This window comes from Calyptranema fuscum S582 (assembly GCF_055793305.1).
This window is the reverse complement of record NZ_JBSLYH010000067.1, coordinates 1-26,177: the sequence shown is the minus strand read 5'-3', so window position 1 is coordinate 26,177 and position 26,177 is coordinate 1. Positions and strand designations below refer to the sequence as shown.

The 26,177-nt window shown below is 43.7% G+C and carries 16 protein-coding genes; 10 read left to right on the top strand and 6 right to left on the bottom strand.

Annotation, left to right across the window (positions count from 1 at the left end):
* Positions 1-16: 16 nt before the first annotated feature.
* From ACR6Z4_RS28860 to ACR6Z4_RS28850, 3 genes are read left to right on the top strand one after another with little or no spacing between them, the layout of a single operon-like run.
* Complete coding sequence (locus tag ACR6Z4_RS28860; protein WP_479720805.1) at positions 17-1,969, top strand: hypothetical protein; 1,953 nt, start codon at positions 17-19, stop codon at positions 1,967-1,969.
* An 18-nt stretch (positions 1,970-1,987) separates the two neighbouring features.
* Positions 1,988-3,310 carry a BREX system ATP-binding protein BrxD gene (gene brxD / locus ACR6Z4_RS28855; protein ID WP_479720804.1) on the top strand — a complete coding sequence of 441 codons (1,323 nt, stop codon included), beginning with the start codon at positions 1,988-1,990 and terminating at the stop codon, positions 3,308-3,310.
* A gap of 2 nt (positions 3,311-3,312) precedes the next feature.
* A complete protein-coding gene (locus ACR6Z4_RS28850) occupies positions 3,313-5,433 on the top strand; it encodes a DEAD/DEAH box helicase (RefSeq protein WP_479720803.1) in 2,121 nt (706 codons plus the stop codon).
* 72 nt (positions 5,434-5,505) lie between these two features.
* On the opposite strand, the gene ACR6Z4_RS28845 is transcribed toward ACR6Z4_RS28850, so the two are convergent.
* Positions 5,506-7,434 (bottom strand): helix-turn-helix domain-containing protein, encoded by a 1,929-nt coding sequence (locus ACR6Z4_RS28845; protein WP_479720802.1) that lies wholly within the window; start codon positions 7,432-7,434, stop codon positions 5,506-5,508.
* A 226-nt stretch (positions 7,435-7,660) separates the two neighbouring features.
* On the opposite strand from ACR6Z4_RS28845, the gene ACR6Z4_RS28840 reads away from it, so the two are divergent.
* Positions 7,661-7,942, top strand: coding sequence for a hypothetical protein (locus tag ACR6Z4_RS28840; protein ID WP_479720801.1), 282 nt, complete (start codon positions 7,661-7,663; stop codon positions 7,940-7,942).
* Here ACR6Z4_RS28840 and ACR6Z4_RS28835 read toward each other — a convergent pair.
* The 5 genes from ACR6Z4_RS28835 to gyrB all read right to left on the bottom strand — a co-directional run bounded on the left by ACR6Z4_RS28835 (position 7,939) and on the right by gyrB (position 15,608).
* A complete protein-coding gene (locus tag ACR6Z4_RS28835; protein ID WP_479720800.1) occupies positions 7,939-8,985 on the bottom strand; it encodes a TniQ family protein in 1,047 nt (348 codons plus the stop codon). The two genes, ACR6Z4_RS28840 and ACR6Z4_RS28835, sit on opposite strands and share 4 nt — an antisense overlap.
* Positions 8,986-9,250: 265 nt before the next feature.
* Positions 9,251-10,357 carry a TniB family NTP-binding protein gene (locus ACR6Z4_RS28830; protein WP_479720799.1) on the bottom strand — a complete coding sequence of 369 codons (1,107 nt, stop codon included), beginning with the start codon at positions 10,355-10,357 and terminating at the stop codon, positions 9,251-9,253.
* The gene (locus ACR6Z4_RS28825) at positions 10,347-12,824 is read right to left on the bottom strand and encodes a transposase (protein WP_479720798.1); all 2,478 of its coding nucleotides are present in this window, start codon (positions 12,822-12,824) and stop codon (positions 10,347-10,349) included. The genes ACR6Z4_RS28830 and ACR6Z4_RS28825 overlap by 11 nt, the downstream gene beginning before the upstream one ends.
* Positions 12,825-12,879: 55 nt before the next feature.
* Entirely contained in the window at positions 12,880-13,542 is a 663-nt protein-coding gene (locus ACR6Z4_RS28820) for a TnsA endonuclease N-terminal domain-containing protein (protein ID WP_479720797.1), read from the bottom strand.
* Between the two features lie 128 nt (positions 13,543-13,670).
* A complete protein-coding gene (gene gyrB, locus ACR6Z4_RS28815; protein WP_479720796.1) occupies positions 13,671-15,608 on the bottom strand; it encodes a DNA topoisomerase (ATP-hydrolyzing) subunit B in 1,938 nt (645 codons plus the stop codon).
* Between the two features lie 1,548 nt (positions 15,609-17,156).
* Between gyrB and ACR6Z4_RS28810 the strand changes: the two genes are divergently transcribed.
* From ACR6Z4_RS28810 to ACR6Z4_RS28785, 6 genes are all read left to right on the top strand, one after another.
* Positions 17,157-18,329 (top strand): response regulator, encoded by a 1,173-nt coding sequence (locus tag ACR6Z4_RS28810; protein ID WP_479720795.1) that lies wholly within the window; start codon positions 17,157-17,159, stop codon positions 18,327-18,329.
* A gap of 12 nt (positions 18,330-18,341) precedes the next feature.
* Positions 18,342-18,719: a response regulator gene (locus tag ACR6Z4_RS28805; RefSeq protein ID WP_479720794.1), complete on the top strand. Its 378-nt coding sequence runs from the start codon at positions 18,342-18,344 to the stop codon at positions 18,717-18,719.
* A 77-nt stretch (positions 18,720-18,796) separates the two neighbouring features.
* Positions 18,797-19,282, top strand: a complete 486-nt coding sequence (locus ACR6Z4_RS28800) for a chemotaxis protein CheW (RefSeq protein WP_479720793.1) — start codon at positions 18,797-18,799, stop codon at positions 19,280-19,282.
* 704 nt (positions 19,283-19,986) lie between these two features.
* Complete coding sequence (locus ACR6Z4_RS28795) at positions 19,987-22,803, top strand: methyl-accepting chemotaxis protein (protein WP_479720792.1); 2,817 nt, start codon at positions 19,987-19,989, stop codon at positions 22,801-22,803.
* 92 nt (positions 22,804-22,895) lie between these two features.
* A complete protein-coding gene (locus ACR6Z4_RS28790) occupies positions 22,896-25,703 on the top strand; it encodes a hybrid sensor histidine kinase/response regulator (protein ID WP_479720791.1) in 2,808 nt (935 codons plus the stop codon).
* Between the two features lie 181 nt (positions 25,704-25,884).
* The coding region (locus ACR6Z4_RS28785; protein WP_479720809.1) for an isopentenyl transferase family protein at positions 25,885-26,177 on the top strand (293 nt) is incomplete at its 3' end.

Genomic DNA, 26,177 nt, shown 5'->3' with positions numbered 1-26,177 from the left:
TTCGATCAGAACTTCTATGAGTATGCTTAGTGTTATCAGAAGACCAAAGTTTAGTCCCTCAGAGCTGATCGATAAGGGAGTTTTATGTGATCAGGTTATTTGTCTTCTAGAAAAAAGAGGCTTATATAAAGCGCTTGAACTTGAATCAATACAGTGGCTATATGCTGCTTGTCCCGATGACTTGGCTCAATTAAGAGATAAACCTGAGCTAGTTTATTTACGCCAGGGTTTAGAACATTGCAAAGCAAAAAGAGACTATAGAGAAGCTGAACAAGATTTCAGCACCTTCATCTCCCTGAATCCAAACATAATTTTTGCTTACTTTCTCAGAGGCATCTTAAGACTTATTTTAGAAAATAAGGTAGGTGCTTTAGATGATTTTTCAAAAGTTAGTGATTTTAAGGTAAACAGCGATCATGAAATTTTAGTTCTGGCAATCTCAAAGCTATACTCCGGTTTTTATATGGATTGCATTGATATAATTAAAAATTTAATTTCGACAAAGTTTAGTGGCGAGAACGATTACTTTTGTGAGAATGAAAATCTTTGCTGGCGTGGTGGTAAAGACATCTATTGGTGTGATGATGAAGATCTCTATTTTTATAGGGGGATAGCGAAGTATAAACTAGGGAATTATGAGAGTGCTATTTACGACTTTGAAAAGGCGAACTACGGATATCATTCTACTCTGTATATAGGCTTATGTAATTATTGGCTTGGAAGTTTTCGTTCATCTTTCGAAGCGATTAGGGAACTGGATTCCTTTGACGAACCAGATGTTCCTCTGATCCTGGGTATCCTTTCATGTAATCAAGAAATTAGACAAGACCGAGATATAAAGAGGTATTTTTACGCTTGTACCAAAGAGTTTAGAGCATTGTGGAAATGGTCAGACTACAAGCATATAATTTCTAAGGAGAGGTTGAAATCTTTTTTCAAAGAGTGGCTCTATCTAATTCATTACAATAAAGCTTTATATTTCACCAGAAAAAAGAGCTATGGAGAAGCACTGAAAAGTATAAATAAGGCAATTAAAACTAATAGTAAAGATCTAGATTCTTTTCTTGTAAGAGGTATCATCGAACTTTCATTAGGTAATTATCAAGATGCGAAAAACGATCTGGATAATATAATTGAAATGGGCTTTGAGTGCCCAGAGGTCTATTTAAATAGAGGAATTTTAGCTAGTTTATTAGATGTTTTAGATATTGAGGAAATAGAATACTACTTTTCAAAGGCAATTACGCTAAATTCAGAAATTCAAGAATTGCTATTAAGCCTCAAAAACCCAGAATTTATTATCGGAACATCTTTAGAAGAAAGATTTTTAGGTTGGAACAGGCTTCGAGTCACGCTCTATCAGCTAAATGTATATAATCAATCCTATTTAGAGGAGGAAATAATACTAAAATATATCAGAAGTTTTGCAAAGGGGAAGTTAAGATTAGCGATCACATCTATTGATGAATTAGATATAAACATAAAAGTAATAGATCCAGAAGGTCTAGAGTTGTCCAGCAGTAATATTTACTTTTTCGATTTAGATATAGAGGAATGGTCAAGTATAGATATTATCTTTAAACTATTTGGGAATATTGGAAGAGAAGCGAAACTCAAAATTTATCATCCCGATATTTTCGCTGAGGTTGAGGAAATAGAAATAGCAGAAGCCTTTGAAATTATTCCAAATCTTGAAGCTATGAACAAAGATAAACCTACTGATAATTTTGCAATAAAACCTCAATCTCAAGCAGATCTAGATAACTCATACAATCAGCAGATCAAAGTTATCTTCACTCATATAGATACGCATGGATCAATTACTGAAGAGGAGCTAATTCATATTCTAGGCTCTCCTAGAAGGGTACGTCGCTTCTCTAAAAATTTTGATGAATACACCGAAAATCTGTTATTTAAGGTATTTATTGAAGTGACTTCAAGTGGTAAGCGTTATGTGAAGCAGAACTAGGAATAGTGTTTAAGTAATATGGCAATTAACGAACGCGATATTGAGATTATCTTTGAGCGATTGCGATCGGGCGTGGTTCCAGAGCGGGGCTTAGAAGCCTTTGCAGTCGGGATCGAAAAGCAGCGCACTGAGATCCAACGTCAGCTTCAGTTAGCGGCAAGCGGTGAAGGAGCTTTCAAGTTTCTTCGGGGTGGTTACGGTTGCGGCAAAACCTTCATGTCTCGACTGGCAATTCTCGATGCTCAGGCACAAGGGTTTGCCACCAGCTTTGTCGTAGTGTCCGACAACGATCTCCATTTCTACAAGTTTGATGACGTTTACCGGAAGGTTGTTCAAGAATTAGGAACAAGCTCTTGCCCCAGAGGAGCACTCAGCGACATTATCGATCGTTGGATTGCTCGTGTTGAAGATGCCCTGATTGCCGGAGGCGCAGACGAAGACAGTAATGACTTTGACACCTTAGTTCAGGAGCGCATGGAAGCAGAGCTTGCTTCTCTGACTGGAGGTAAAGCCCCAGAGGACATGGCACGAGTCCTCCGTGCCATCTTTATGCTGAAGCAAAAAGGGGACATTGTAGAAGCCAGTGCTTTGCTCTCCTGGCTCTCAGGCAGTGAAAACGTTGCTGCCAGTGCCAAAAAGGTGGCAGGCATCAAAGGGGATATTGGTAGCCGGGAAGCCCTCGACTACTTACAGGGCATTTTAGAAATCACGAAAGCGGCAGGTTATAAAGGCTTGGTCATTGTCATTGATGAGGCTGAGACAATTCTGCGAATGCGCCATGACGTGCGCGGAAAATCGCTGAACGGAATTCGCCAAATTTGTGATGCTGCCGATCGCTACAAAGGTTTGTTGTGGATCTTTACTGGCACACCAGAATTCTTTGACACGAATCGAGGCGTTGCAGGGCTGCAACCCCTCCACGATCGCATCAAATTTGAACGAGTCGGAGGATTTGCCAATCCTCGCCAGCCTCAGCTTGAACTAAAACCGTTTGATGCCAGTCGGCTCAAAGAAGTGGCAATTAAGCTTCGGGGGTTGTACCATCCCACCACTGATCCATCAAACTTGCCGCGTAAGGTTACTCCAGACTTTATTGAGCGACTTGTGGCTAAAGTGACGGCAGGCTTCAAAGGAGATGTCGGAGTGGTTCCCCGTCAATTTCTGCGTCAATTCGTCAATGTCTTGGATCTGGCAAATGAATACGAAGAGTTTGACCCAATGGCAGCCGAAGGGTTTGACCTGAGCGAACTCACGGCTGAAGAACAACGGATTCAGCAAGGATTACCTCCCTTTGACGAAGAGCCTGAAGACATCGCCGGATACGCCCCAGTCGAGTTTTAGCCATGACCTCTGCCTTTGCTCGGTTCCCCTCCCGTCTGCAAGAAGCGATCGTCTCTTGTCTAGGATGGTCGTCCCTGCGCCCTGTTCAGGATTTAGCAGGACAAGCCTTGCTAGACGGCAAGAATGCTGTTGTCCTTGCACCTACAGCAGGAGGGAAGACGGAGGCATCGATCTTTCCATTACTAGCAACCTTGATTCAGCAGGAGCCTCAAGCTGTTGGATTGATCTACGTTGCCCCTATTAAAGCCCTACTGAACAATCAGGCAGAACGACTGGAACTCTACACCGAAATGGTTGGACTCCGACGTTTTCTCTGGCATGGCGATGTCAAAGACTCCCAAAAGCGAGCCTTTATCAAGGAGCCAACGGCAGTTCTCATGACCACTCCAGAATCCCTGGAAGTTATGCTTTTATCTGCCAAAGTCCCCCATGAGAAGCTATTCGGAGACCTGCGAGCGATTATTGTTGACGAAGTTCATGCCCTTGCAGGAACCGATCGCGGTGCCCATCTGATGTCTGTCCTTGAGCGAATTGCCCGTTGTACTCCAAACGACATCCAACGAGTTGGACTCAGCGCAACGGTTGGTAATCCAACGGAGATTTTGAAATGGTTACAAGGCACCTCGAAACGGGAAGGGTGTGTAGTCGATCCACCTAAAGTGCCCTCACCTAAAGACCTTCGCATCTACTTAAGAGAAACATTAGGAGCGATCGCCACTGATGCGAGTAAGACAGGTCTAGAGAAGAAAAGCCTCTTCTTCTGTCAGAGCCGGGCACTAGCAGAAGAAATTGCAGAACGAATGCGAAATCGAGGAACGGATGTCTTTGTCCACCATAGTTCCGTTTCCCTGAAGGAGCGGACGGCTGCTGAAGCTAGGTTCCATCGAGGCAGTAATGCCTGTATCGTCTGCACCTCAACCCTGGAGCTAGGGATCGATGTGGGAGATCTTGATCTGGTCTTTCAAGCCAACGCTCCTTCGACCGTATCATCCTTCCTACAACGACTGGGACGAACAGGCAGACGAAGTGGGCAACGAGCTAACACCACCTTCTTTTGCGAAAACATTGAAACTGTCTTACAGGCGATCGCCATTATTGAATTGGCGAAGTCCGGCTGGGTCGAATCAGTACCCACTCAAAATCGGGCTTGGGCGGTTCTCGTCCATCAACTTCTTGCCCTAACTTTACAATTTGGAGCGATCAGCCCAGAACGGTGTTGGGAGCAGTTGTCGATTGTCCCTGATTTTTCAGGAATTCACTATAACGAATTTCAAACGCTCATCCAGCACATGATCCAAGAAGACTTCCTGTTTGTTGCAGGAGGCTTGCTCTCAATGGGGAACAAAGCAGAGCGAATATTCGGGCGTAAAAACTTCATGGAACTCTATGCCGTTTTTAGCAGCCCTGTCTTTTACAAGGTCAAAACTGAATCAGGCTATGAGATTGGAGTCCTAGAGCAATCGTTTGTCGATACGCTAGTGGATGAAGTCAGTGCTTTTCTCTTAGGCGGAAGAGCCTGGTTAGTCATGCATATCAACCATGAAGAACGCAGTGTTCGAGTGATTCAAGCTCCGCGAGGGAAGAAGCCAAGCTGGGGCGGATTTGCGCCTCAGGTTCTGAGCTTCGAGGTTTGTCAGAAGATTGCTGAGATCATTAAGACAGAGAGCCCTTTTCCGTATATTGACGCGATCGCTCAGGCTGCACTAGATGAATGCCGAGCAGATTTAGGAAGTCTTTTAACAGATACTCAATCAGGTATTCGCATTGATAGCGAGCAAGCAACTTGGTGGACATTTGCTGGAGGCAGCATCAATAACACCTTAAAATACGGCTTGCAATTCCAGCATGATTGGAAAATTGTGACAGACAATTTTAAGCTCAAGATTTCGGGAGACAGCCTGGGGCAAACATCCCTATCACTAGCAATTCAACAACTCAGTAACGAAACCTTTTGGAGAAGCTCATCCACACAGGATTTCATCTGGTCACAACTTCCCCAATATCGCTTGAGTAAGTTTCAGAAAGCTCTACCAGAACCCTACTCACTTGAGATAGTCAGTAATTATCTACTGGATATTTCAAACACTCATCATTTCTTAAATAACTCACATAGAGTTGAATAGGAAACACATGCTAAAGTCGTTCAAATCTTGTTCACATAATTCCTCAAATTTAATGTTAAAAAACGCACTATTCTAGTAGCTATTTCTAGCATCCAACAAAATTTTAGTGTCACTTCTAAGAAAAAGATATTGCCTCCCACCATCAAGATTAGGACCTGTAATTGGTGAAATTTGTTTTTCTGCAAGTAGCTGAACTATCTTCTTGGGAGATGTTGATAAAGCTTTCGCCAATTCTGATGCTGTAATGTAATGGTTCTGGAAAGCTTCTAAGTCTTTCTTTAGGATCTTTCTCTGACGATGTTTGCCTTCAACTACACATGAGCAAGCAATTATCCTTTTCTCTATCCAAAATCTGATTACTTCTTGCTTGACATTTAATAAACTTGCTGCATCAACCACTGTTAAATAAGAATCTTTTAATACTGTTATATATTGCTGTATTAAATTATCAACTTCCTCCTCTAAAAAATAGTACCCTTCTAAACCAGTACTTAATTGCTCTCGAAGTAAGCTTATTTTTTGATCTAAGACCAAACGCAACAGTTTGCCAATTGTATAATGCAAGCCAGAAGTTCTTCGGACAGCTACTGAGAAAGAAATAATTGGTTGGCTAACATTGGAGATAGATTTTGACAGTGATTCAAGCTGTTGTAAAAGCTTATCTACACTTTCAAAATCAATCATCCATTGTCTATATCCATCAAATTTTGGTCCTCTTAGAGCTTTGATACAAGAATGATTAACTAAATCTACAACTGTTCTATCGCCTATACCTAATTTAGTTGCAACTTGCTTGAGTGTTAACGATTTATCTAGCAATTTTTGATAGGTTATCACACTTTCATGTTTTACTAAAATCAGAGTTCGTACTCCCATCCTTTTAGTACTCCCATCCAAAATGCCTTGCTCAACAAGCTTGAGAATCCACGCTTCACTCAAGCCTAACGTTTGAGCAGCTTCAACCCCCGGGATGAATGTTTTGTCATCTCTAATGGGAGACTCTATTCGCCTTAACTTAGCATTGAGATATCCATTATCCCAACGCTTCGCCAAATAGCCCTCAAATGCCTGATGTAAAAAAGAATATAGCTGGGATGAAAAGCTTGTGTAGAGTTTCTTATAAAAACTTCCAAAATCCCTTGATATACCTGTGTCGCAATGATGTTCTTTTTGTAAAGACTTACGCCAATCAAGAAACTCATAGAACTTCTCACACCAATCACTGAATAGGTTGAAAGATTTCAGGAGTAATTGATGAAGCTCAATATTGCTATATTTCGTAGCAATGGACTTTCCTGTAGCATCACAAACTTCTACAAATTGCCCAGATAGAAAGATTATTAATGTAACAAAATGTTCCAATTGAAGTTTGAGAAATTCCTCACAGACATCAGTTAGCAAATGCTCTGAATTACATCGTAGGGGTTGATTACATAACTTGTGAAGATGATAGGATACAACAATTTCTGTTTGATCAATCTCCTCAGAATTAGCCTCTCGTAAATCGAATCCACATTTGCATTTCGTTAAAAATGTTTTTGCCCAAGTCAACGCTTTTCCACAACAAGGACAAGTGTCAATGAGAAGAAGATTGTGAATAGGGCAGGTAGTTACAACAGCTATGTCCCAAATTTTGCGGCGAAAAGGGTTTTCACATAAGCACTTTGAACACACTTTTGTAGTAGATTTGTGGATTAAATAAGTAGGTATAACTTGACCGAAGGCTTGTACGCTATTACCGCCTCTCTTATGGGGATTTATGGGAAATGTCATTTCCCACAATAAAGATTCTTGAACTCCAGTAATTTTGCTCAATACAGAGATATCATGCTTCTCTTGTCTTAAAAAATTTGCATTAGGCTCGTACTTAGAAATATCTGCTAGCTGAAAAATGCAGTGTATTGAATCATAATAATTTGCATCAATAAGTCGAAGAAAATACCCTGACAAACTCTCTCCCAAATGTGGTTGGGGTCTTCTAAGGAGAGGAATACTACTCACATTCTACCTATTGAGATCTATTCATCAAGCTTAAGCTGATTTACACACTAAGGCAGGGTACATCAAGAGTATCTAGTCGCAAATCACGATTGATTTTTACAAACTTCAATTATCAGTAAATGAAATTTTTAATACTTTTAAGCTACAACGGACCCCCCCCATTCTTTGCTTATGCCACGGTCTATATCATCTACCTCACAAGCGAGTCATGCTGAGGATTCATACAGTGCAGCGACAGAAAACCCTGATGGCGACGGTGACTTCTCCTAGCCGGGCAGCGAATGTCTTTGCAACCGTTTTAGTATTTATTGGAACACCTACTCTTACCTTTAGAATTGCGCGGAAAGTCGCTTGGTTGGAATCCAGTTACTCTGTTTCTATTGCATTCGCTATTCAAGCGCAAAAAAGCTACACTAAACCCAATAAGATAGCAAAAAATCTGGCTTTCCCCAAATCTCCTATCTCGTTTGATTCAGGTAAAGGATTGAGCTATTTCTACTGTAATTAGTCTAAGTTCCAATTAATCAAGTTACTGTTTAATCCTTCTTTACTCAGCAGACTTTTATGTATTTCATCTGACAGAATAACTCTTGTATCCTCGAGATACTTACAGTAAAGTTCTTGCAGCGAAATTCCCAAAATAAAATATGTTTCAGCTTGATATTTATGCAAAGACTTAAATAATTCAAGAATCACAAATGGACTTACATTGCTTGTTTGTCCTTTACCCTTTTCTCGCTCATGTAAAGCCATAATTAGAGCGTAAAACCCTGAAGAACTTTGGAGAATAGCAAATCCCTTGTGCACATCCGGGTAAGGATAATTTACAGTTGATAGCTTCTTGGTATTCCTGTCACTGAAAGCTATAGGAACTCGATTTCTATAGGCAAGCATTTTAGAAAAATTTGAAACAACTTCCAGTACAGCAATTAAACTTCTTAGGTTACATTTTACAGTGATAGCTTTTTCAGGTTCGACTTTATAAAGCTCTATACTCCTTGGATAGTCTGTACAATGTTCATAAATAATTTTATCGAATTGAAGATTTATTTTGGGGTCAGATGTGGGTTCTTCATCAAGAAGATTGAAACCACATTTACATTTGTATAATCCTACTAGAGTGTTACACGATAACAATAATTTGCAGTTAGGACAACTTTTGATAAGAAAACATTTGTGCTCAGAGCAAGTAGTTAAGACTCTTAAGTTCCATACTAATTTGTGATAACCGTACTCTCTTAAGCATAAGTGACATACTTTAATGCACCTCGACTTTTCTTGAAGATTTATACAAGTGCGAGATGGTATGAGCGCCCACAAAGTTTCTTTATCAACCTGAAGTAATTGGCTCAGTTCTATCAAATCATCTTCCTTGTACTTATCTGTTAAAATGCGTATAGGACTTCCGCACGAAAGTTCTATGTTAGCCATTACAAAGATATTCCTGACCGATTCGCAGTAGTTTAATTTGGCGATCCTCGCAATATACCCAAAAAAACTTTCACCTTGAAATGGAAGAGATTTACGAAGAAATGGCTTTACCTTTGTCATCGTTCATCTCCTTGAATTTCCAAGCAAAAGCAACCACATCAATTACGATTTATACTCAGCAGTAACTACTCTTAAAGAGTATACTGGTCAACATCAAATACATTCAGTCTGGTAAGGTTTTTCCTGATTCTTTCAAGAAATTAAGCAAAGCTTGTAGTTTGAATCATTGTTCATCATGACTAAAAATCGTCATAAGCTTAAGAACTTCATTAGTTTGTAGTAAGAGTCACAGCAAACATTTATTAGCTAGAATGAGTTACTACAGTTAGGTATGTAAAACACTGGATGCTGTAGGATTACTTTTGTTGTTTTTCATTCTTCTATTTGTTACTCCTATAGGATTAACTTGAGTCTCTACCTTGCATTTCTTAAGATCTTCTATAGAAATGGTTTTTTCAAGAAAAGGATTTTTTTTGCTAGGTTTTTCTTTTTTTATTCTTCTTTCAAAAGAAGCAGCAAGTATCTCCAAATCTAGTTTCTCTTCATTTTTTCCTAATGCCAAATCAAGAGCACCTCTCATTAAGGACATAACATAAGAGATATTTCCATCGCTTGCGTAATAAATTCGGCGAGCCATCAACTCATTCGCCAAATTAGATTTTTCGACTAAAGGAAGATATAGTTCTATGTAATAAAGAAGATTTCTAAATTCATCACCGTCTTTGTTACTAGATGAGTCTTCTTCAAACCAAGGAAAAGGCTCTAAGATAACTCTTTCTGTAAATCTTCTACTTAGTTGACTATTCACCTGAATTGAAAGTAATTGTTCAGTCTCAGGAAGTCCAAACCCAACTATAGGAATTTTGCTATCAGTAATTATTTCTTTAATTTTTTCAGTTGCTGAATATGGAAACTTGTTTGATTCTCTGTCAAGTAAAAAATTTAACTCATCTAACAGAATTAATTCAACTTCACAGTCTTTTAGCAATCCCAATAATCTTGCTGTCATACTGACTTCTGTTCCTTTATCAAATCTAGGATCACCAATGTCACATAAAAGTTTACTTACAATACCTTTAACTGTTGGACGTGAAGGAATAGAAGAGGAAAAAACAGGAATTTTGGTGCCTCCACTCGTATCCTCTCTTGGGAAATTTGAGGCATATGTATCTTTAAGAGTAGATTTACCGGCTCCAGTGTTACCACCTATGAACAGGCAATCAGGCTCAGCATTGTCACCAAATTGTTCGTGGCAGGTTTTGATTAGCTTTAAGTAGGTGTCAAACCTTGGATACTTAATGACAAGCTCGTGCAGAAGCTTTTTCCATTGTGAGGGGGGCATCTCTGACAAAAAAGCTTTTCTCTGTTGATATGTCATATCTTTAAGAGATACTTTACTGTTTCTCATCTCAGATGTTTTATCAGGAGTCATAATTTGTATTCCACCCAATTGGGTTAGGTACCCAGTCATCGGATTCAATTACTGGTTGTGAAGCATTTCTTTTTGTTGGTTTATTACCTTTCCTCTTTGATTTCTCTAGGGTTTGACTTGAACTTTCTTCTGAAACTGTTTGTCGAATAGAATTTGAGGATTCAACCTCTAGTTTTTCAGACTCTGCTTTCCCACCTTCAGTGTTGGGAGTACTATCAAGAGCGTTTTCCTGTCTCAGGTTGTTACTCTTCTGTCTTTTTTCTGTTTGTATGGTTTCCTTAAAATCAATTTGGATTGCCTGTTGAGCGGTGGCTGAATCTACTTCATCCTCCAAAACGGAGATGTTGCCAAGCACAGCTTTTTCTTCAAGAGCGATCGTGCCTATGACGATGCCATCTTTCACATCATCATGCTCTACTTGCATATCCTCGGAGGCAAATACAGTCCCAACATCTGAGATCCCAAGAAATGCATCTGTACTATCTTGAATAGAACCGAAATGGTGAGTAGTGTTAGAGGTTTGCTGACCTTCATCCTTGGAAGTTTGCTCTTTGACGAAGGTCTCTACTTCGCTTAAGTCAATACCGTCACGTCCAATGCCTAAAAATCGAGCCATTGAGGTTCTAGATCTACCTTGCTTAGTACTTTTCCATTCGTGTTGAACAATCTGTTGAATTTTCTTTTTAGCGATCGAGAGAGCCAAAATGTCAACTCTTTCAGACTCTTGGGCTGCGAGTCTCTTAATTACCCTATGCTGCCATAGAGAAAGACCTTGAGTATACTGTTGATCAACAGCAGGAATAGTGACAAAGTTATCTACTTCTGGATCAAAAACATAGATGCAAGATATATCTGCTGGATTATACTTAACCTTTGCCTTTTCTCTCTCTTTAGTCCCAGATTTACGGCGTTTATCCCTCTTCTCATACACATGACGTAGACGTGTTAGTTCGGGGCTTTTGTAATAAAGACCTTCAAATTCTATCCCGCTGCTGCTAATAACTCGTTGAGTAACTGCTCCAAGTAAAACTCGCAAATCCTTTTCGTCCGAAGGAAGCGCAGGTGGAAACTCAACCGTAGCTGTTCGCCATACGTCAATTCTGGGCATACCAAACTTTGGATGAGCCATTTGGCAAACAATGTCAACGATGAATATGTGAATTATTTCATGTAGCCCATCAAATGAAACTGAACCACTTTTTCTAGGGTCATATTCATCGTCATACACCTTCAGAAACTTAAGGAAGCTACCAGGTTGCCCCTGAAGCAGCATAGTGTTGATCATCCCAAAAAATCTTTCAACCGAACCTTTATACCAAGCTGATCTGGGGGGAGTATAGTCAATATCAATATCAAGCTGGTCACAGCCATCTTCAAGCGGCTTTCCATAAAACTCTGGACCATTATCGGGTCTAAGAGCCTCCATTAATCCGTATGTATCCCAGGTATTGCTGACGGAGGGGTACTTCTTGTTTATATAAGTTTTGGGTTTAATAGCATGGAGTAAACATTGCATCACAGACAACGAACTAGGTGGTTCAAAACTTAGATAATATCCAATAGGAATACCTGTAAATTTATCTAGTGCTGTCGTTAGCCACGGAGTTCCTATTGGAAGATTAGTTTCAGGATCTATTACATAAATTGGTAGTTTTGTATGGTCTATTTCTACAATTTCCAATGGGCGAATCGGGTAAGGACGGGCATTTTCTGATACGTGGAACATCCTATCTGCCGTCGCCCGACCATAACGCTTGATTGCCTCTTCATAAGGGTCAATCTTATCAACACGGCGATATATTGTAGCTCGGTTCGGAAGTTTTAATTGCTTTAAACCAAGTCTTGAGCGTCTAAAATTTTCTGCGGCAATTCTGTAAACAATCTCTGCTCGTGTAGCCTCAACATTTGGTTTTTCCAGAGTAAGGTAAAACTCATCAATCACCTCATTAATGATTTGTTCAACTTCTACATCAAGTCTTGACTTTCTATTCCCTTTTCCAACGTTTCTAGTAACCAAGGCACGAATATCATTTCTCTGACTTTCGTACTTCTTAATCCATCGATATAACGTTGACCAGGTAGGCGGGTTTTTATCATTTATTGTGTTTGCTACCTTTTCAATGATTGGCTTAAGGACTGCTTCTGTTCGTTTTTGTATCCCTTGACTTAAATACTCTTTGACATACTTTTCTCTTCGTCTTGCTTCTTCTTGGAGGCTATCTTCTATTTGTGAAAAGTCTGCTCCCCTATAGTCCCTTCGTACAGAATCAGCATTGGCTTGGGGAGGATCAAATGATAGCTTACGCTCGAAGAAAAAGCTGGTTAGAGCTTCTTCGCTAAAGCTAGAAAGTTCCTCTGTAACCGCATTACAAACTTGAAAATCATTATTACTTAAACGTTTCTTGATTATGTATTCTCTGCCATCTAACCAAAAACTCAATCCCCGCTTAAATCTAATTCTTCCCATATAGATAACCTCTTAGTTAAGAAAAAACTGGCTTCAAGCAGAAGAGCCTATATCTTTAATTAGGCGATTTCTGGTTAAACAACAGATTTGACAGATTAATAGAACTTTGTGAATTAATTGGTTGCATAATGTCTACTTGTAAAAAACCAGAGTAGATTAATTTGAATAAAATTTGTTTGGTGATTCCTTTAGGTTGCAAGTCTTCTGAAGCTTCTCCTAAAGACACAACTCCTTGGTACTTAAAATATTGCTCACAATCGAGGAGATTTTGAAAGGTATAGCTCACTCCGGCATATCTATTCAAAAGCTTCACATTATTTAGCCTCGGTTGAAGCCAAATAAATTCATCCGTTGCTACAACAAATTCCCAACCTTGCTCACGGCATATGGGAGCAACTCGTTGAAACAAAGCTACGTATTTATCAGAGCGTGCTTTGTTTGCAGGCTTGACCTCCACAACCTGCTTTTTATTTCTGCGCTCAACAAAATAATCAGGTGTATACTTTCTTTTCTTCCCGTCAGCAACATATTCAATTTTGAAGGGCTGGCTTGTGAAAGACACAACGTCGGGATCAATCTCTAGCAAGTTAGCCAAAGATTTCTCAAGCAACGACTCACACCAAATCATCCTCCCCATCTTGGCACTGGAAAATTTACAAATATTTTTTTTCGTGCCTGTGTTAGTAATCTTTCTGGCAGGCTTGTCAGGTACTGTCATGACTTAAACGCCCATAAGCTCAGCTAGTGACTTTAGACTAGCTGAGCTTATGAAAAATTGCAACTATTACGCGACAAAATTGCAGGTATTGTGCGACAAATTGCAACTTATACGCGATCCGACACTCCTTAAATATCTAAGTCATGCAAGTTGAGTTTAGGACCATAGGTTTCGATAAACTCTCGTCGGGGTGCAACGCGATCGCCCATGAGTACAGTAAAAATCCGATCGGCTTCAGCCGCATCCTCAATTTCGACCCGCTTCATCGTGCGAGTTTCAGGGTTCATCGTCGTTTCCCATAGTTGGGTAGGCATCATTTCACCCAACCCTTTGAACCGCTGAATTTCGACCTTGGCGTTTTCAGGGAATCCGGCAATGATTTGATCTCGTTCGCGATCGCTATAGCAATAGTAGTGGTTGCGACCTCGTTCTAGCTTGTAGAGCGGTGGGCAGGCAATATAGATAAACCCTTGATCGACCATCGATCGCTGATAGCGATAAAAGAACGTCAGCAACAGCGTCCGAATGTGGGCACCATCTACATCTGCATCGGTCATGATGACAATGCGATGGTAGCGAAGTTGAGCCGGATCAAATTCTTCTCCTTTAATCCCCAACCCCAATGCCGTGATCAATGCCTGAATTTCAGTATTTTTATAAATCTTGGCATCATCGGTTTTCTCAATATTGAGGATTTTTCCGCGCAATGGCAAAATTGCTTGAAACCGGCGATCGCGCCCTTGTTTGGCACTGCCACCTGCCGAATCCCCTTCCACGATAAAGATTTCTGATTCGGAAGGGTCACGGGTGCTGCAATCTGCCAGTTTACCCGGTAAGGTAGACGACTCTAATACTGACTTTCGGCGCACCAATTCCCTGGCACGACGAGCTGCCTCAGCCGCATTAAACGCCTGAATTGCTTTTTCTAAAATGTTGTCGGCGATCGCTGGACGGAATTCAAGATATTCCATCAACGCTTCACCCACCAGGGAATCTACAATCCCCCGCACTTCCATATTGCCGAGTTTTGTTTTGGTTTGCCCTTCAAATTCTGGGTTGGGCACCTTCACCGAAATGACACCCGTCAATCCTTCCCGAATGTTTTCACCCCCGAGGTTGGGGTCATTATCTTTGAGCTTGTTGCGTTTTCGGGCAAGAGAGTTCATAGTCCGAGTCAGCACAGCCTTCAGACCTTCTAAATGGGTGCCCCCATCAATTGTCCGAATATTATTGGCAAACCCCAGAAGATTGTCGTTATAGGCATCAGCACACCACTGAAGCGCCACCTCGACATGGACACTATTCTTTTCACCCTGAACATACACAATCTCTTCATGCAGAGGTTGTTTTTCGTTGTTCATGTAGGCGACATATTCTCGAATCCCGCCTGCATAGTAGTAGATTTCAACTCTCGGCTCGTTGTTTTTGAGCAGTTCCAGGCGATCGTCCTTAAAAGTAATCTCGACCCCGGCATTGAGGTAGGCTAGCTCTCGCAACCGACCTGAAATAGTGACATAGTCAAACTCAGTCGTGGTCGTAAAAATTTGGACATCGGGTTTAAAGGTCACTGCCGTTCCGGTTCGCTCTTCGGCAATGGGTTCAGCCACAAGTTCTGTCATGGGCACACCCCGCTCATAGCGTTGTCGATGTACCTTCTTATCTCGCCAAACGGTCACTTCAACCCATTCGGATAAGGCATTGACCACTGAAATACCGACCCCGTGCAACCCACCAGAAACCTTATATCCTCCTTCGCCAAACTTACCGCCCGCGTGGAGAATGGTTAATACGGTTTCCAGGGCTGATTTGCCGGTACGAGGATGAATATCGGTGGGGATGCCACGCCCGTCATCTACGACGGTGACAGAACCATCGGCGTTGAGGGTGACTTGAATCGATTTACAATAACCAGCGAGCGCCTCATCGACAGAATTATCGACAACCTCGTAAACTAGATGGTGCAATCCGCGCGGTCCCGTTGTACCAATGTACATCCCTGGGCGCTTTCGAACTGGCTCCAACCCTTCCAGAACCTGAATCTGATCGGCACCGTAGCTGTTGGTCATGAATAAGACGCTCCTATATTTCGTTCGCAGCCCTCTCTGGCTTTAGAACGGAAAAATACTTAGAAATTGTAGCACAAAAGGGTCTGAAGCGATTCTAGAGCTGTTTAACGTGAGATTTGGATATGGGATCGATCAAAGAGATTTTCACTATCTAATCGTGGCTTCCGGGAACTTTTGCAGGAAAGTTGATTTACGTTCCCTCAAGTCGCGTACTTTTGTACTACACTTCCTTGCTCCTATTCTAACTCAGGACAGCTTTTCATAGACAGGGTTTTAATTTGGACCTGCACTCCAGGCGACGTGAAATACAACAGACTCAGCACACTATACCCGAATCTAATCCAGACCCTCTTCGAAGCGGTTGATAAGCGCTGATTTTTGAATTCTTTGGGCACGCAACTCAACTATCTGATGCGCTATTAAGCTGTCAGACCATCCAGTAAAAGGCTTGCGTGCTAATAAACGTCTTGCGGTATAGCGCGGTACGCATTAGGGTTAAGACGGGGTGTAGGGGTTCCGCCCCTGCGTGGAGGCGCAGCCCCACCCCTCATGCTGCAATATTTAGTTGTTCGCAACAGCTAGTGGTCTGTCCATTAAAAATTGACGGTTAAAACGGGTGATGTGCCGTGCGAAGCGCGGCACATCACCCGTCAGAAAATACTTGACACAGTACTAGTGTTGCAAACACGAAATTTTGCAATATGGGGGTTTGGGGGCTGCGCCCCCAAGAGGGGGTTTTACCCCCTCCACCCCCTCTAAAACTTTTAAGTTGGTGTACTGACGGGTTTATTCAAGTTAATAGGATTGCTATATAGCTTGCAAGTTGATCAAGTATAGATCATAGTGTGCGAACCCTATGAAACAAGGTTTTCAAAGAATAGCTAGACTATATTGTGAGCGAATAAATGTAGGAAATATCAACTCAAAAACTCATCATTTATGGTTTGATATATCGAAAGATGCTGTATTAAAAATAAGGTTTATGAAATATTTCTTCGCAACATATCGGTTATCTATCTTCTTTATAGAAATTACATCGGTGATAAATTGAATCTTAATCTAAAAGGCTATTAACTGTTAGTTAATAGCCCAGATTCAGTCGTTTTATGTAGTTTGACAAGAATGTACATAGCGGTGTGTATGGGTTGGAAAATAAGTTGCATAAGGTACAACAGGCTGCATCTCATCAACCTTTCACAACTTATTTAGGATGGCTATGTAACTTAATTTGAGAGATTTTAGGTCCTCTGATTTGCAACAAAATGTTCATAGTGAACATTCGTGTATGGGAAATAGTAGAACTATTGTTTTGTGAGAACAAAGTTCTACATGGAAGCTCTTAGGAACAAAGCTCATTTATTTAGGGTCACCTGATTGCAATTGTTACTTTATCTCTAGAGATAATTGATACTGTCTAGTTGTGGGTGTTCTGTCAAATTATTCTTTTCAAGCAATAATAATTATCGAGATGTGTTTGAGACGATAACTCATACCGGGGGCTGCACTACCGTCAATGTCAGCTGAAGTTCCCTTTAGGCGAGAGTTATTATGCTCCATGTTTCAGAGTCCTTCTCTCCTGGCACAGGACAAGGATCTCTTGCTCCTGCTCAACGTCCTGCGATCGTTGCATCGCCTTTACAAGCGCTGCAAAATATTGTTCGCCGTGAGGTATCGGGTCGTTTAACGATTCGAGAATCAGGCGATAGCTCGGTTTGTTGGCGAATTCATATCGGTAAAGGCTGTTTGCACTTTGCCAGTAGTCTGGTCGGTCAGCGTGAACGGTTAGCGTATTTGCTACAGCGGTCTAATTCTGGATTTGCAGCTCATTTAGCCGCTTCACTGCCTTCACCGTTTATGGAACCCACCTATGACTATTTGTATAAGTCATGGCAATGTAAGGATACAAACCTTTCAGGGTTGCGCCAGTTGGTTTATTTGCTCAGTCAGGAAGCCCTGATGTGGGTGCTGACGTTGCCCAATGTGACGTTGCAATTTGATCGCAATGTTGGGCTTGATCCAGTTCTGATATCTGTCCCTTTTCAAAAAAGCATTGCTCCTCTGGGGGCACACGTTAAAAGTTGGCGTCAGCTGCATCCGTATGTGACATCACCGTTTCAACGGTTACAGTTGGTTGATGCTAAACAGTTCCATCAGCAATTTGACAAAATTCTGAGACTGATCCGCGGTTCTAAAGCCACAATGAAGCCCCTGGAGGCATTAGAAAGTTTGCCGTGTTTGTATGAATTGGCTGTTCGACTGGATGTTGATACTCTGACATTGGGTAAAGTAGTGGCAGAGATGATTCGATCGCAGGTTGTGACGGTGCATCCATACGACACCATTGTGACTCGAAACCGCCTGACGATCGCTTGCATTGATGATAGTGCTACGGTGCAACGCAATGTCACCCTAATTTTAGAAGCAGAAGGGTATCGAGTGCTAAGTTTGACCGATCCACTGCGAGCGCTTTCGTCTTTAGTGCATGAACGCCCTGCGTTAGTGCTCATGGATATTTCTATGCCATATGTAGATGGCTATGAACTCTGTCGCATGTTAAGACAATGTTCGGCATTGAAGCAAACGCCGATTGTCATGTTAACGGGACGCGACGGATTAGTTGATCGGGTGCGGGCACGACTGGTTGGCACAGCAGACTATATTACCAAACCATTCGATGCCAAGACATTGGTTGATGTTGTTACAAACCTGGTTCAGGTCTGAGGAGAAACATTCATGAGTATGACATCAAAAACAGTTCTCATTGTGGAAGATTCCCGTGCCGATCAACGGTTGATTGAGGGTATCTTACGGCAGGTTGGGCTGATGGTGACCTGTGTGGATAGTGGTGAGCAAGCGTTAAGTTGGATTGCTCAAAAAACGCCGGATCTGATGGTTGTAGATGTGGTTATGCCTGGCATTAGTGGGTTTGATTTATGCCGTCAAATTCGCTCAAACCCATCTACAGAAGGAATTCCGGTTGTTTTTTGTACGTCTAAAGATGAGAAGTTTGATCGCTTTTGGGGTTTGCGGCAGGGAGCGACCGCGTATATTACAAAGCCGTTTGCACCGAATGAACTGATTGATGCTGTCCGCAACTGTTTATTGTCGTAAATCATCTGATTGAGACTAAACAGATTTCATATCCATCCAGTTTCCTGTTGTTGATGAATCGATTCCGTTTATCAAATATGATCACAGAATATTTCTGTTTGCAATTACGACAAACACTTCAGGCAGCTGTGCCTGTGTCTGCGATACAGGAAGTGCTAAATCTGACGCCTGCCCAGATTTGTCCGGTTCCATGTGTCGATCCCGTTTTGCAGGGTGTTGTGAACTGGCGAGGGAAGCTGCTTTGGAGTCTTCATTTGAGTGATTTATTGAAATTACGTACTGAAAAGGTCGTCGATCAACAGGCGATCGCCGCATCGACGTTGACTACTGTTGTGATTGCACAAGACAATCCAGCTCGTCAACTTGCCTGCATTGTTCTGGCTTTAAAGGGTGTGCAAGAAATTGTAGATTCAGAGGTTCAGCCACTGGCTGAAAAGTTTCCTGCTGCCGTGCATCAATATGCCAGTGGTTTTATTCGGCAGGAATCACCCCTTTTGTTGCTTAAGCCTGCTGCTATTCTCAATGCTTCACGCTGGCAGCGGTCTACTCTCAAACCGGGTTAATACCAATTAAATATGAGGCTGCAATTTTTTGAGCAGGGGTGTGGGGGTTTCACCCCCACGAAGGGGGCAACGCCCCCTTCACCCCCCTCTTTCAATTCGGCGCATCTTCATATGAAAACGGTATAACGGCTACGGTGATTCAAAATCTTGAGATGAAATTGAATGTGAAACCTGCGGTTTCATACCGATTTAAGCAGACTACATGGCTCATTAATCTTCTGTAAGGGCGCATCGCGATGCGCCCCTACGGTATCTGCTGCAATCGCTAATCAAATTGGTATCACATTCAATTTCATACCCAAAACCAGTCAGGGATTTGCGTGAAAAAATATCTGCGGTGCGTTACGGCTAGCGCCTAACACACCCTACGAAGGGGAATATGATTGGCTGGCAAACCCATCACGACAACGGATTGGATACCTGTCATTAGTCTGCCAACAGAAGCAGTATTCAATCATGACCAGGATTTGATTGTCCTCCATCCTGTCCTTACATAGCAGCTGAAGGGCTGGTGAGGACGGGGACGCGGGGCTGTGCCCTCGGACAGGGGTTCCATCCCTGCATCTCATCCTAATGAACCATTCCATTGCTACAGGCAACTTCTTCCCATCTCAGACCCATACTTCCCAATCTCAGTGCTGTCCAGGCAGCAGGTATTTTACGGTGCCAAGTTTTGTTTTTTCCTTATTTATTGACTTAACTCTATGATGGCTAAATCCGCTAAATCGGCTACGATTCCTTCTGATTCTTTGTCGAGAGATGGCAAAGAAGAGTATTTTCTCGATCAAATTATGTCGGCTAGTGCCTTGGAGCAAGCCGGCCAGCAAGAGGATGCAATCCAGATTTACCAACAGGTTTGGGAGGCTGATCCCCAGGGTCAGTTTGGTGCGATCGCCCGTAAAGCGTTGCAGAATTTGAATCCGACACCCACAGCCGGATCTGCCCCTTTAATTCATCAATCACCTCATCAATCAGGCGATGGCGATCGCACGGCTTATCAAGCTCCTGCAACCAGTGTGCTGGCATGGAGTGAAGCTGATTTTCTGAATCAAATTACGATGGCGAGTGCCTATCAGCAGGCGGGTAAAAATCCGGAGGCAATCCAATGCTATCGGCAGGTGTTAGAGGCTGATCCGCAAGGAAATTATGGGGCGATCGCCCGCAAAGCCCTGGAGTCATTAGGGGCGTTATCGGATGTGACAACGGCACCGTCCAGGCTGTCACCTCGACCGCGCCCCCTGGCAGCTAAACCAGAACCCTCCCCACCCAATAGCACCAGGTTGATGCCTGCATTGCGATGGTTTTATAACCTACCCATTCGCAACAAACAGTTGATTGGTTTATTGACCTCTGAGTGTGTTTCTCTCATGGGTCTGGTGGGGGTAAGTACCTTGCTGATTGTCAACGGCTTATATAGTGGCTTAGGCCGTCAGGCAAAGTCAGAATTGGGAGTTATGGGAATTACCTATAACATTAAAATCGACCAGATGGGCTTTGGTTTTCGCGGACAGTCAGACAACCCAGCGATTATTTCAGCCGCGCAATCAGGGGTTGCTTCATCGCAAGTCTTGGCTATTTTGCAAAACGAGATCAAAGCCCGAGAAATTGAATATGCCACGTTAGTGGGTCGCAATCTCCGTGTCATTGCTAATGCCAATGCTAACCGTAAAGGCGAGGAGTTTAACCCCAACAACCTGGTCAGTCGTGTGTTGCAAAATCCTGAGCAGATTAAAACAACGGAGATCGTGTCATGGCAAGAGTTGCAGAAAGAGTCGCCACCTTTGCCAAGTGGCTTTAGTAATCAAGATGCGATCATTCGTTACACCGCAACGCCGGTACGAGATCCCAATACCCAAACCGTGGTTGGAGTATTGATTTCTGGCGATATTGTCAACCAAAAACTGCCGATCGTGCAACGCACGATCGATGCCCTGCAAGATTCGGGCGGAGGATATAGTGCGGTCTACTTACGTAAACCCAACGGAGAATTTGCTCTGGCAACATCGCTGGTGATGCAGGACGACAAGCCCTTGCCTAACATGGCATTATCAGATCCGCAATTGTTGCGGGACGCTTCAGCTGCCGAGGGTGATGCCGTGATTGGACAGGAACAGATCAGCGACACGCACTATACACTGGCGGCAAGGGCTTTGCTCAACTCGGAAGGACAACCCGTTGCCATTTTGGTCAGAGGAACGCCTCAATCGGAAGTGCTGCAACTGCTCAACAATAGTTTGTTGGTACAGCTTTTCATGTTTATTGTGGTGTTAACGGTTGATATTATTCTTGCCCGTGTTTTGACACGAGCGATCGCGATTCCTATTAAGCGATTGAAAGAATCAGCGGCAAAAATTGCTGAGGGCGATCGCAACGTTCGAGCGGAAGTCTTTGCAGAAGATGAAATCGGGCAGTTGGCAACCACATTCAACCAGATGGCAGAAAATGTGGCAACTCGGTCGATGGAAGTAGAAGATCTGGCAGACTTACGTCAATCTGAAGCAAACTTCCAGCGTCAGGAAAAGGAACGCTTGCAGCAACGAGTCATGGAACTCTTGCTGGAAATTGATGGTGCCAGACAGGGAAATTTGACCGTTCGTGCCAACGTTACGGCTGATGAAATGGGTTCGATTGCAGATGCGTTTAACGCAACCATTAACAGCTTGCAAGAACTGGTACTGCAAGTCAAAGAAGTCAGCCGTCAAGTGAACCAAAATGCAGCGGAAAGTGATACGTCGATGAATCAACTGTCAGATGCCGCGTTGCAGCAAGCAGAAGCGATTACCCACGCTCTGCAATCTGTAGAACAAATGGCACAATCCATCCGCACGGTTGCGTCGTCTGCATCAGAAGCGGCTGAAATTGCTCGTGAAGCGTCAGATGCTGCCAGCACGGGTGGCAAAGCTATGGAACGCACTGTTGAAAGTATTGAAGCAATCCGCAATACGGCAGCAGAAACTTCTAAAAAGGTGAAGCGATTAACTGAATCATCTCAAGAAATTTCTAAGATTGTGGCACTCATTTCTGAAGTCTCTGCCAAAACCAACTTATTGGCATTTAACGCATCGATTGAAGCCGTTCGGGCAGGTGAACATGGTCAGGGATTCCGCATTGTTGCCGATGAAGTAAGACGTCTGGCAGAACGGGTCAATGAATCGACCAAAGAGATCGAACAGTTGGTCACAGGCATTCAGGTAGAAACGGCAGAAGTGCTGGAAATGATGGAACGGGGAACCACTCAAGTCGTCACGGGTTCGCGATTAATTGCAGAAACCCGTGAAACATTGTCGGGATTGATGCAAATTAGCCAGAAGATTGACCACTTGGTGCAATCGATTTCCAACAGCACTACCTCACAAACTCAAGCCTCTCAGCAAGTCAGTCAGGTGATTCAAGAAGTGGCTCTGGTGGCTCAAAATACCTCGATTGAGTCGAAAACGGTATCGGGAACACTGAAACGTTTGGTGCAAGTTTCAGAAGAGTTACAAGAATCTGTTGCCAAGTTCTCTGTGCAACAAGACTAGAGGTTCGTTCAATGTGCTGTTGATATGTGATGTAGCCCGCAGGCTACATCACATATCAACAGCAAACACAATCTCATCCGTCATACCTACTTATGCTTAACTCTGCACAGCTTACGGCTATTGAACAGGAAGTTCGTACCTGTTTTATCTACGAAGATGCACCGGAATACCTCACCACTCTGGAACAGGGTATTCTTTTGCTGACCCGAACCGATCGCCAAACGACGACTCAATCCCTGCCCCACTGGTCAGAGTTGCTCAGGGCAGCTCATAGTTTGAAGGGAGGAGCGGCGCTCTCGCAACTCAGCCATTTGAGCCAACTGGCGCATCGTCTGGAAGATGTGTTGCAGGCGCTGAAGCAGGAACGGGTACGAGAATCGGCGATCGCCTGTGCTTTGCTTTTGCAGGGAGTCGATGAAGTGCGTCAGGTGCTTTCTCTGGCGGCAAGAGGTGAAGCGGACGTTGTTTCAGATGATTTGCTGTCTGAATTAGCAACTTTTTTAGAAACGCAGGTCATAGATGCCTCAGAGGAAGATGCTTTAGAGCCAGCGTCATTGGGTGAGCATAATCCTGTGCGCATCGTCCTGGAAACTGATTTTTTGGCATGTTTGGATCGCGCCAAAGCTCAGCTCCAGACGGCAGGTACGGGTCAGGTTCCCAGCATTCTAGATACCTTACAACAAGAATGTCAGGCACTGGCTGAAATTCTCAATTTGCGCTGGCTATCCGAGCGATCGCAACGGATTCAAGAAGTTTTGGAGACTCCTCCCCAGGACTTATTTCAAGCGGCGATCGCCATTTTAGAAGATTTATACAACACCCGCGACCAATTTCTAGCCGGTGGCATTGCCGCGACGACACCGCCCGATCCATCCGTTGAATCAGTGCCGATGGACGCCCGTTCATCCGCTCCTCCAACCCCGTCAGCTCCAGTTTTGGAAGCGGAAACCAAAGCCAAACCGCTGAAACTCGTGAGTCCCGAAGCCTCACCTACCGTCGAACAAACCATGCGCGTGCCATTGCGCCGCTTGGATTACCTGGCAGATACGGTTGGGGAATTGTTGATTAACTATGAACGGTTGACGCTCGATCAACAGCGGCTTTCTCAAACCAGCCAGGATTTGAAAAAACGAACGCGCCAGTTTTATCAACTGCGTGAGCACATTCAAACCCTGTATGACCAACTGCTGCTGCCCGGACAATCATTTGGTCAGGCTGCGCCGCTCTGGGATGCTCATGCGGAGTTTGATCCGTTAGAAATGGATCGCTTCACCGATTTGCATAGTGTCTTGCAAGATTTTCAAGAGTTACTGGTGCGCATCGAAGAACATAACCAGGACATTGAGATGCTGACCAAATCGGCTCAAGAAACAGGCGATCGCCTGAGATACCACTTGGGCGATTTGCGTAGCAACTTGACCGAAGCGAGAATGGTGCCATTTTCCACCCTGGCTGAACGATTTCGGCGTCTCGTCTGGGATTTAAACCAACGCTATGATAAATCCGTACGTCTGCAAGTGCGCGGTGGTGGGGTTGCCATCGATCGGGCAGTGCTGGATCAACTGTATGACCCGATGCTGCATCTGGTTCGCAATGCCTTTGATCATGGTATCGAGCCGACCAAAGAACGGTTAGCCTGTGGAAAAACCGCAGAAGCGCAGATCATTCTATCTGCCAGTCAACAAGGAACACAAGTTAAAATCACCATCACGGATGATGGACGAGGCATTGATTTACAACGCGTATTTCAGCACGCCCAAAAATTGGGCTTGTTGACCACTCCAAATCCTCGTCCCCAGCAACTTTTGAAGTGTTTGTTTATGCCGGGTTTTTCTACGTCAGAACGCGTCGGAGAGCTATCAGGGCGGGGGGTTGGTTTAGATGTGGTTCAGGCGCAGCTCAAACACTTGCGGGGTGCCGTGCAAATCGATACGGCAAAGGGTAAAGGAACTCGATTTACCTTATCCGTGCCCTTGACGCTTAACATTTTGCCACTGTTACTCTGCCAAAGCCAACACGATCAGGAAGCCGCAAGAATTCTAGCGATTCCGTCGGTGCATGTGATGGATTTGCTTGAAATCCCCCATGAGAGATCAAATGATGTGTCTGTGCAAACGTTGCAATGGCGGGATCAACAGATTCCGTTGATCACCTTTGATCATCTGCTGCCTGCCTCAACTTTACGGTCTGCCCAACCCCCTTCCGTACCGTTTCAAAACCGTTTACCTGCCGCCTCTAAAACAGCGATCGCCGTTATTTTGAATGTGGCAGGTAAATCCGTTGCACTACGCATCAGTCAATTGCTGAGCGAACGAGAAATGGTGCTCAAACCCTTTGATGATTTGGTGGCAGTACCTGCTTACTTGTACGGCTGTACGATTATGCCCAACGGTGAAGTTGTGCCCGTGCTGGCACCCGATGCTTTAACGCATGTGATCAAACGCTCGGCTGTACCTGCCCCTGCTGCAATGCCAGAGGCGATCGCTTCTCCGCCGCCGCCACCTCCTACCCATTTGCCTGATCTGGGTAGAACGGTCTTAGTGGCTGATGATTCTGTGGCGGCTCGACGTTGGCTGGTGCGATCGCTAGAGCAAGCAGGCTATCAGGTGATTCAATGCCGTGATGGTCAAGAAGCATGGGAACGATTGGTTGCTGGATTATCCTGCAATCTCGCCATTCTGGATATCGAAATGCCCCGTTTAGATGGCTTTCAATTACTCAACCAAATCCGTCAGCATTCCAGCCTGCGTCATCTTCCCGTTGCCATGCTGACCTCGCGTATGGGCGATCGCCATATCCAGCGGGCGATGAAGCTGGGTGCAAGTGCCTACTTCACTAAACCGTTAGGCATTCAAAAACTACTGCGATCGCTGGAAGAGTTGATGCAATCAGCCAGTTGATTGCCACACCTTACGAAGAATTTGATCAAGTAGCAGATCTCAGGTGTTGTTGATTTGCATGATGAAATTTAGTGTGGGTGCCACGCGACGCGCGGCACCCACACTAAATTTCATCGCTGGCTTAAGCCATACCCAGATCCCTTACAATCCCAAAGGGGTTGTGAGAGATCGGGTGATTGTCATGGTTTCTAGAAACGGTTTGTTGATTGTTATTTGTGGACCCACAGCAACCGGAAAAACTGGATTGGCGATCGCCCTTGCCCAAATGCTCAAGGGTGTGATTCTCAGTGCCGATTCTCGTCAAGTCTATCGAGACTTTAACATTGGTACCGCAAAACCTACGACTGCCGAACAGCAACAGATTCCCCATTACCTGATCGACATCTGCGACCCTACCGAAACACTGACCCTGGCAGATTATCAGGCACAGGCGCAGGAGTTGATTGAACGGTTGAGTAGGGGAGATGGGGAAGT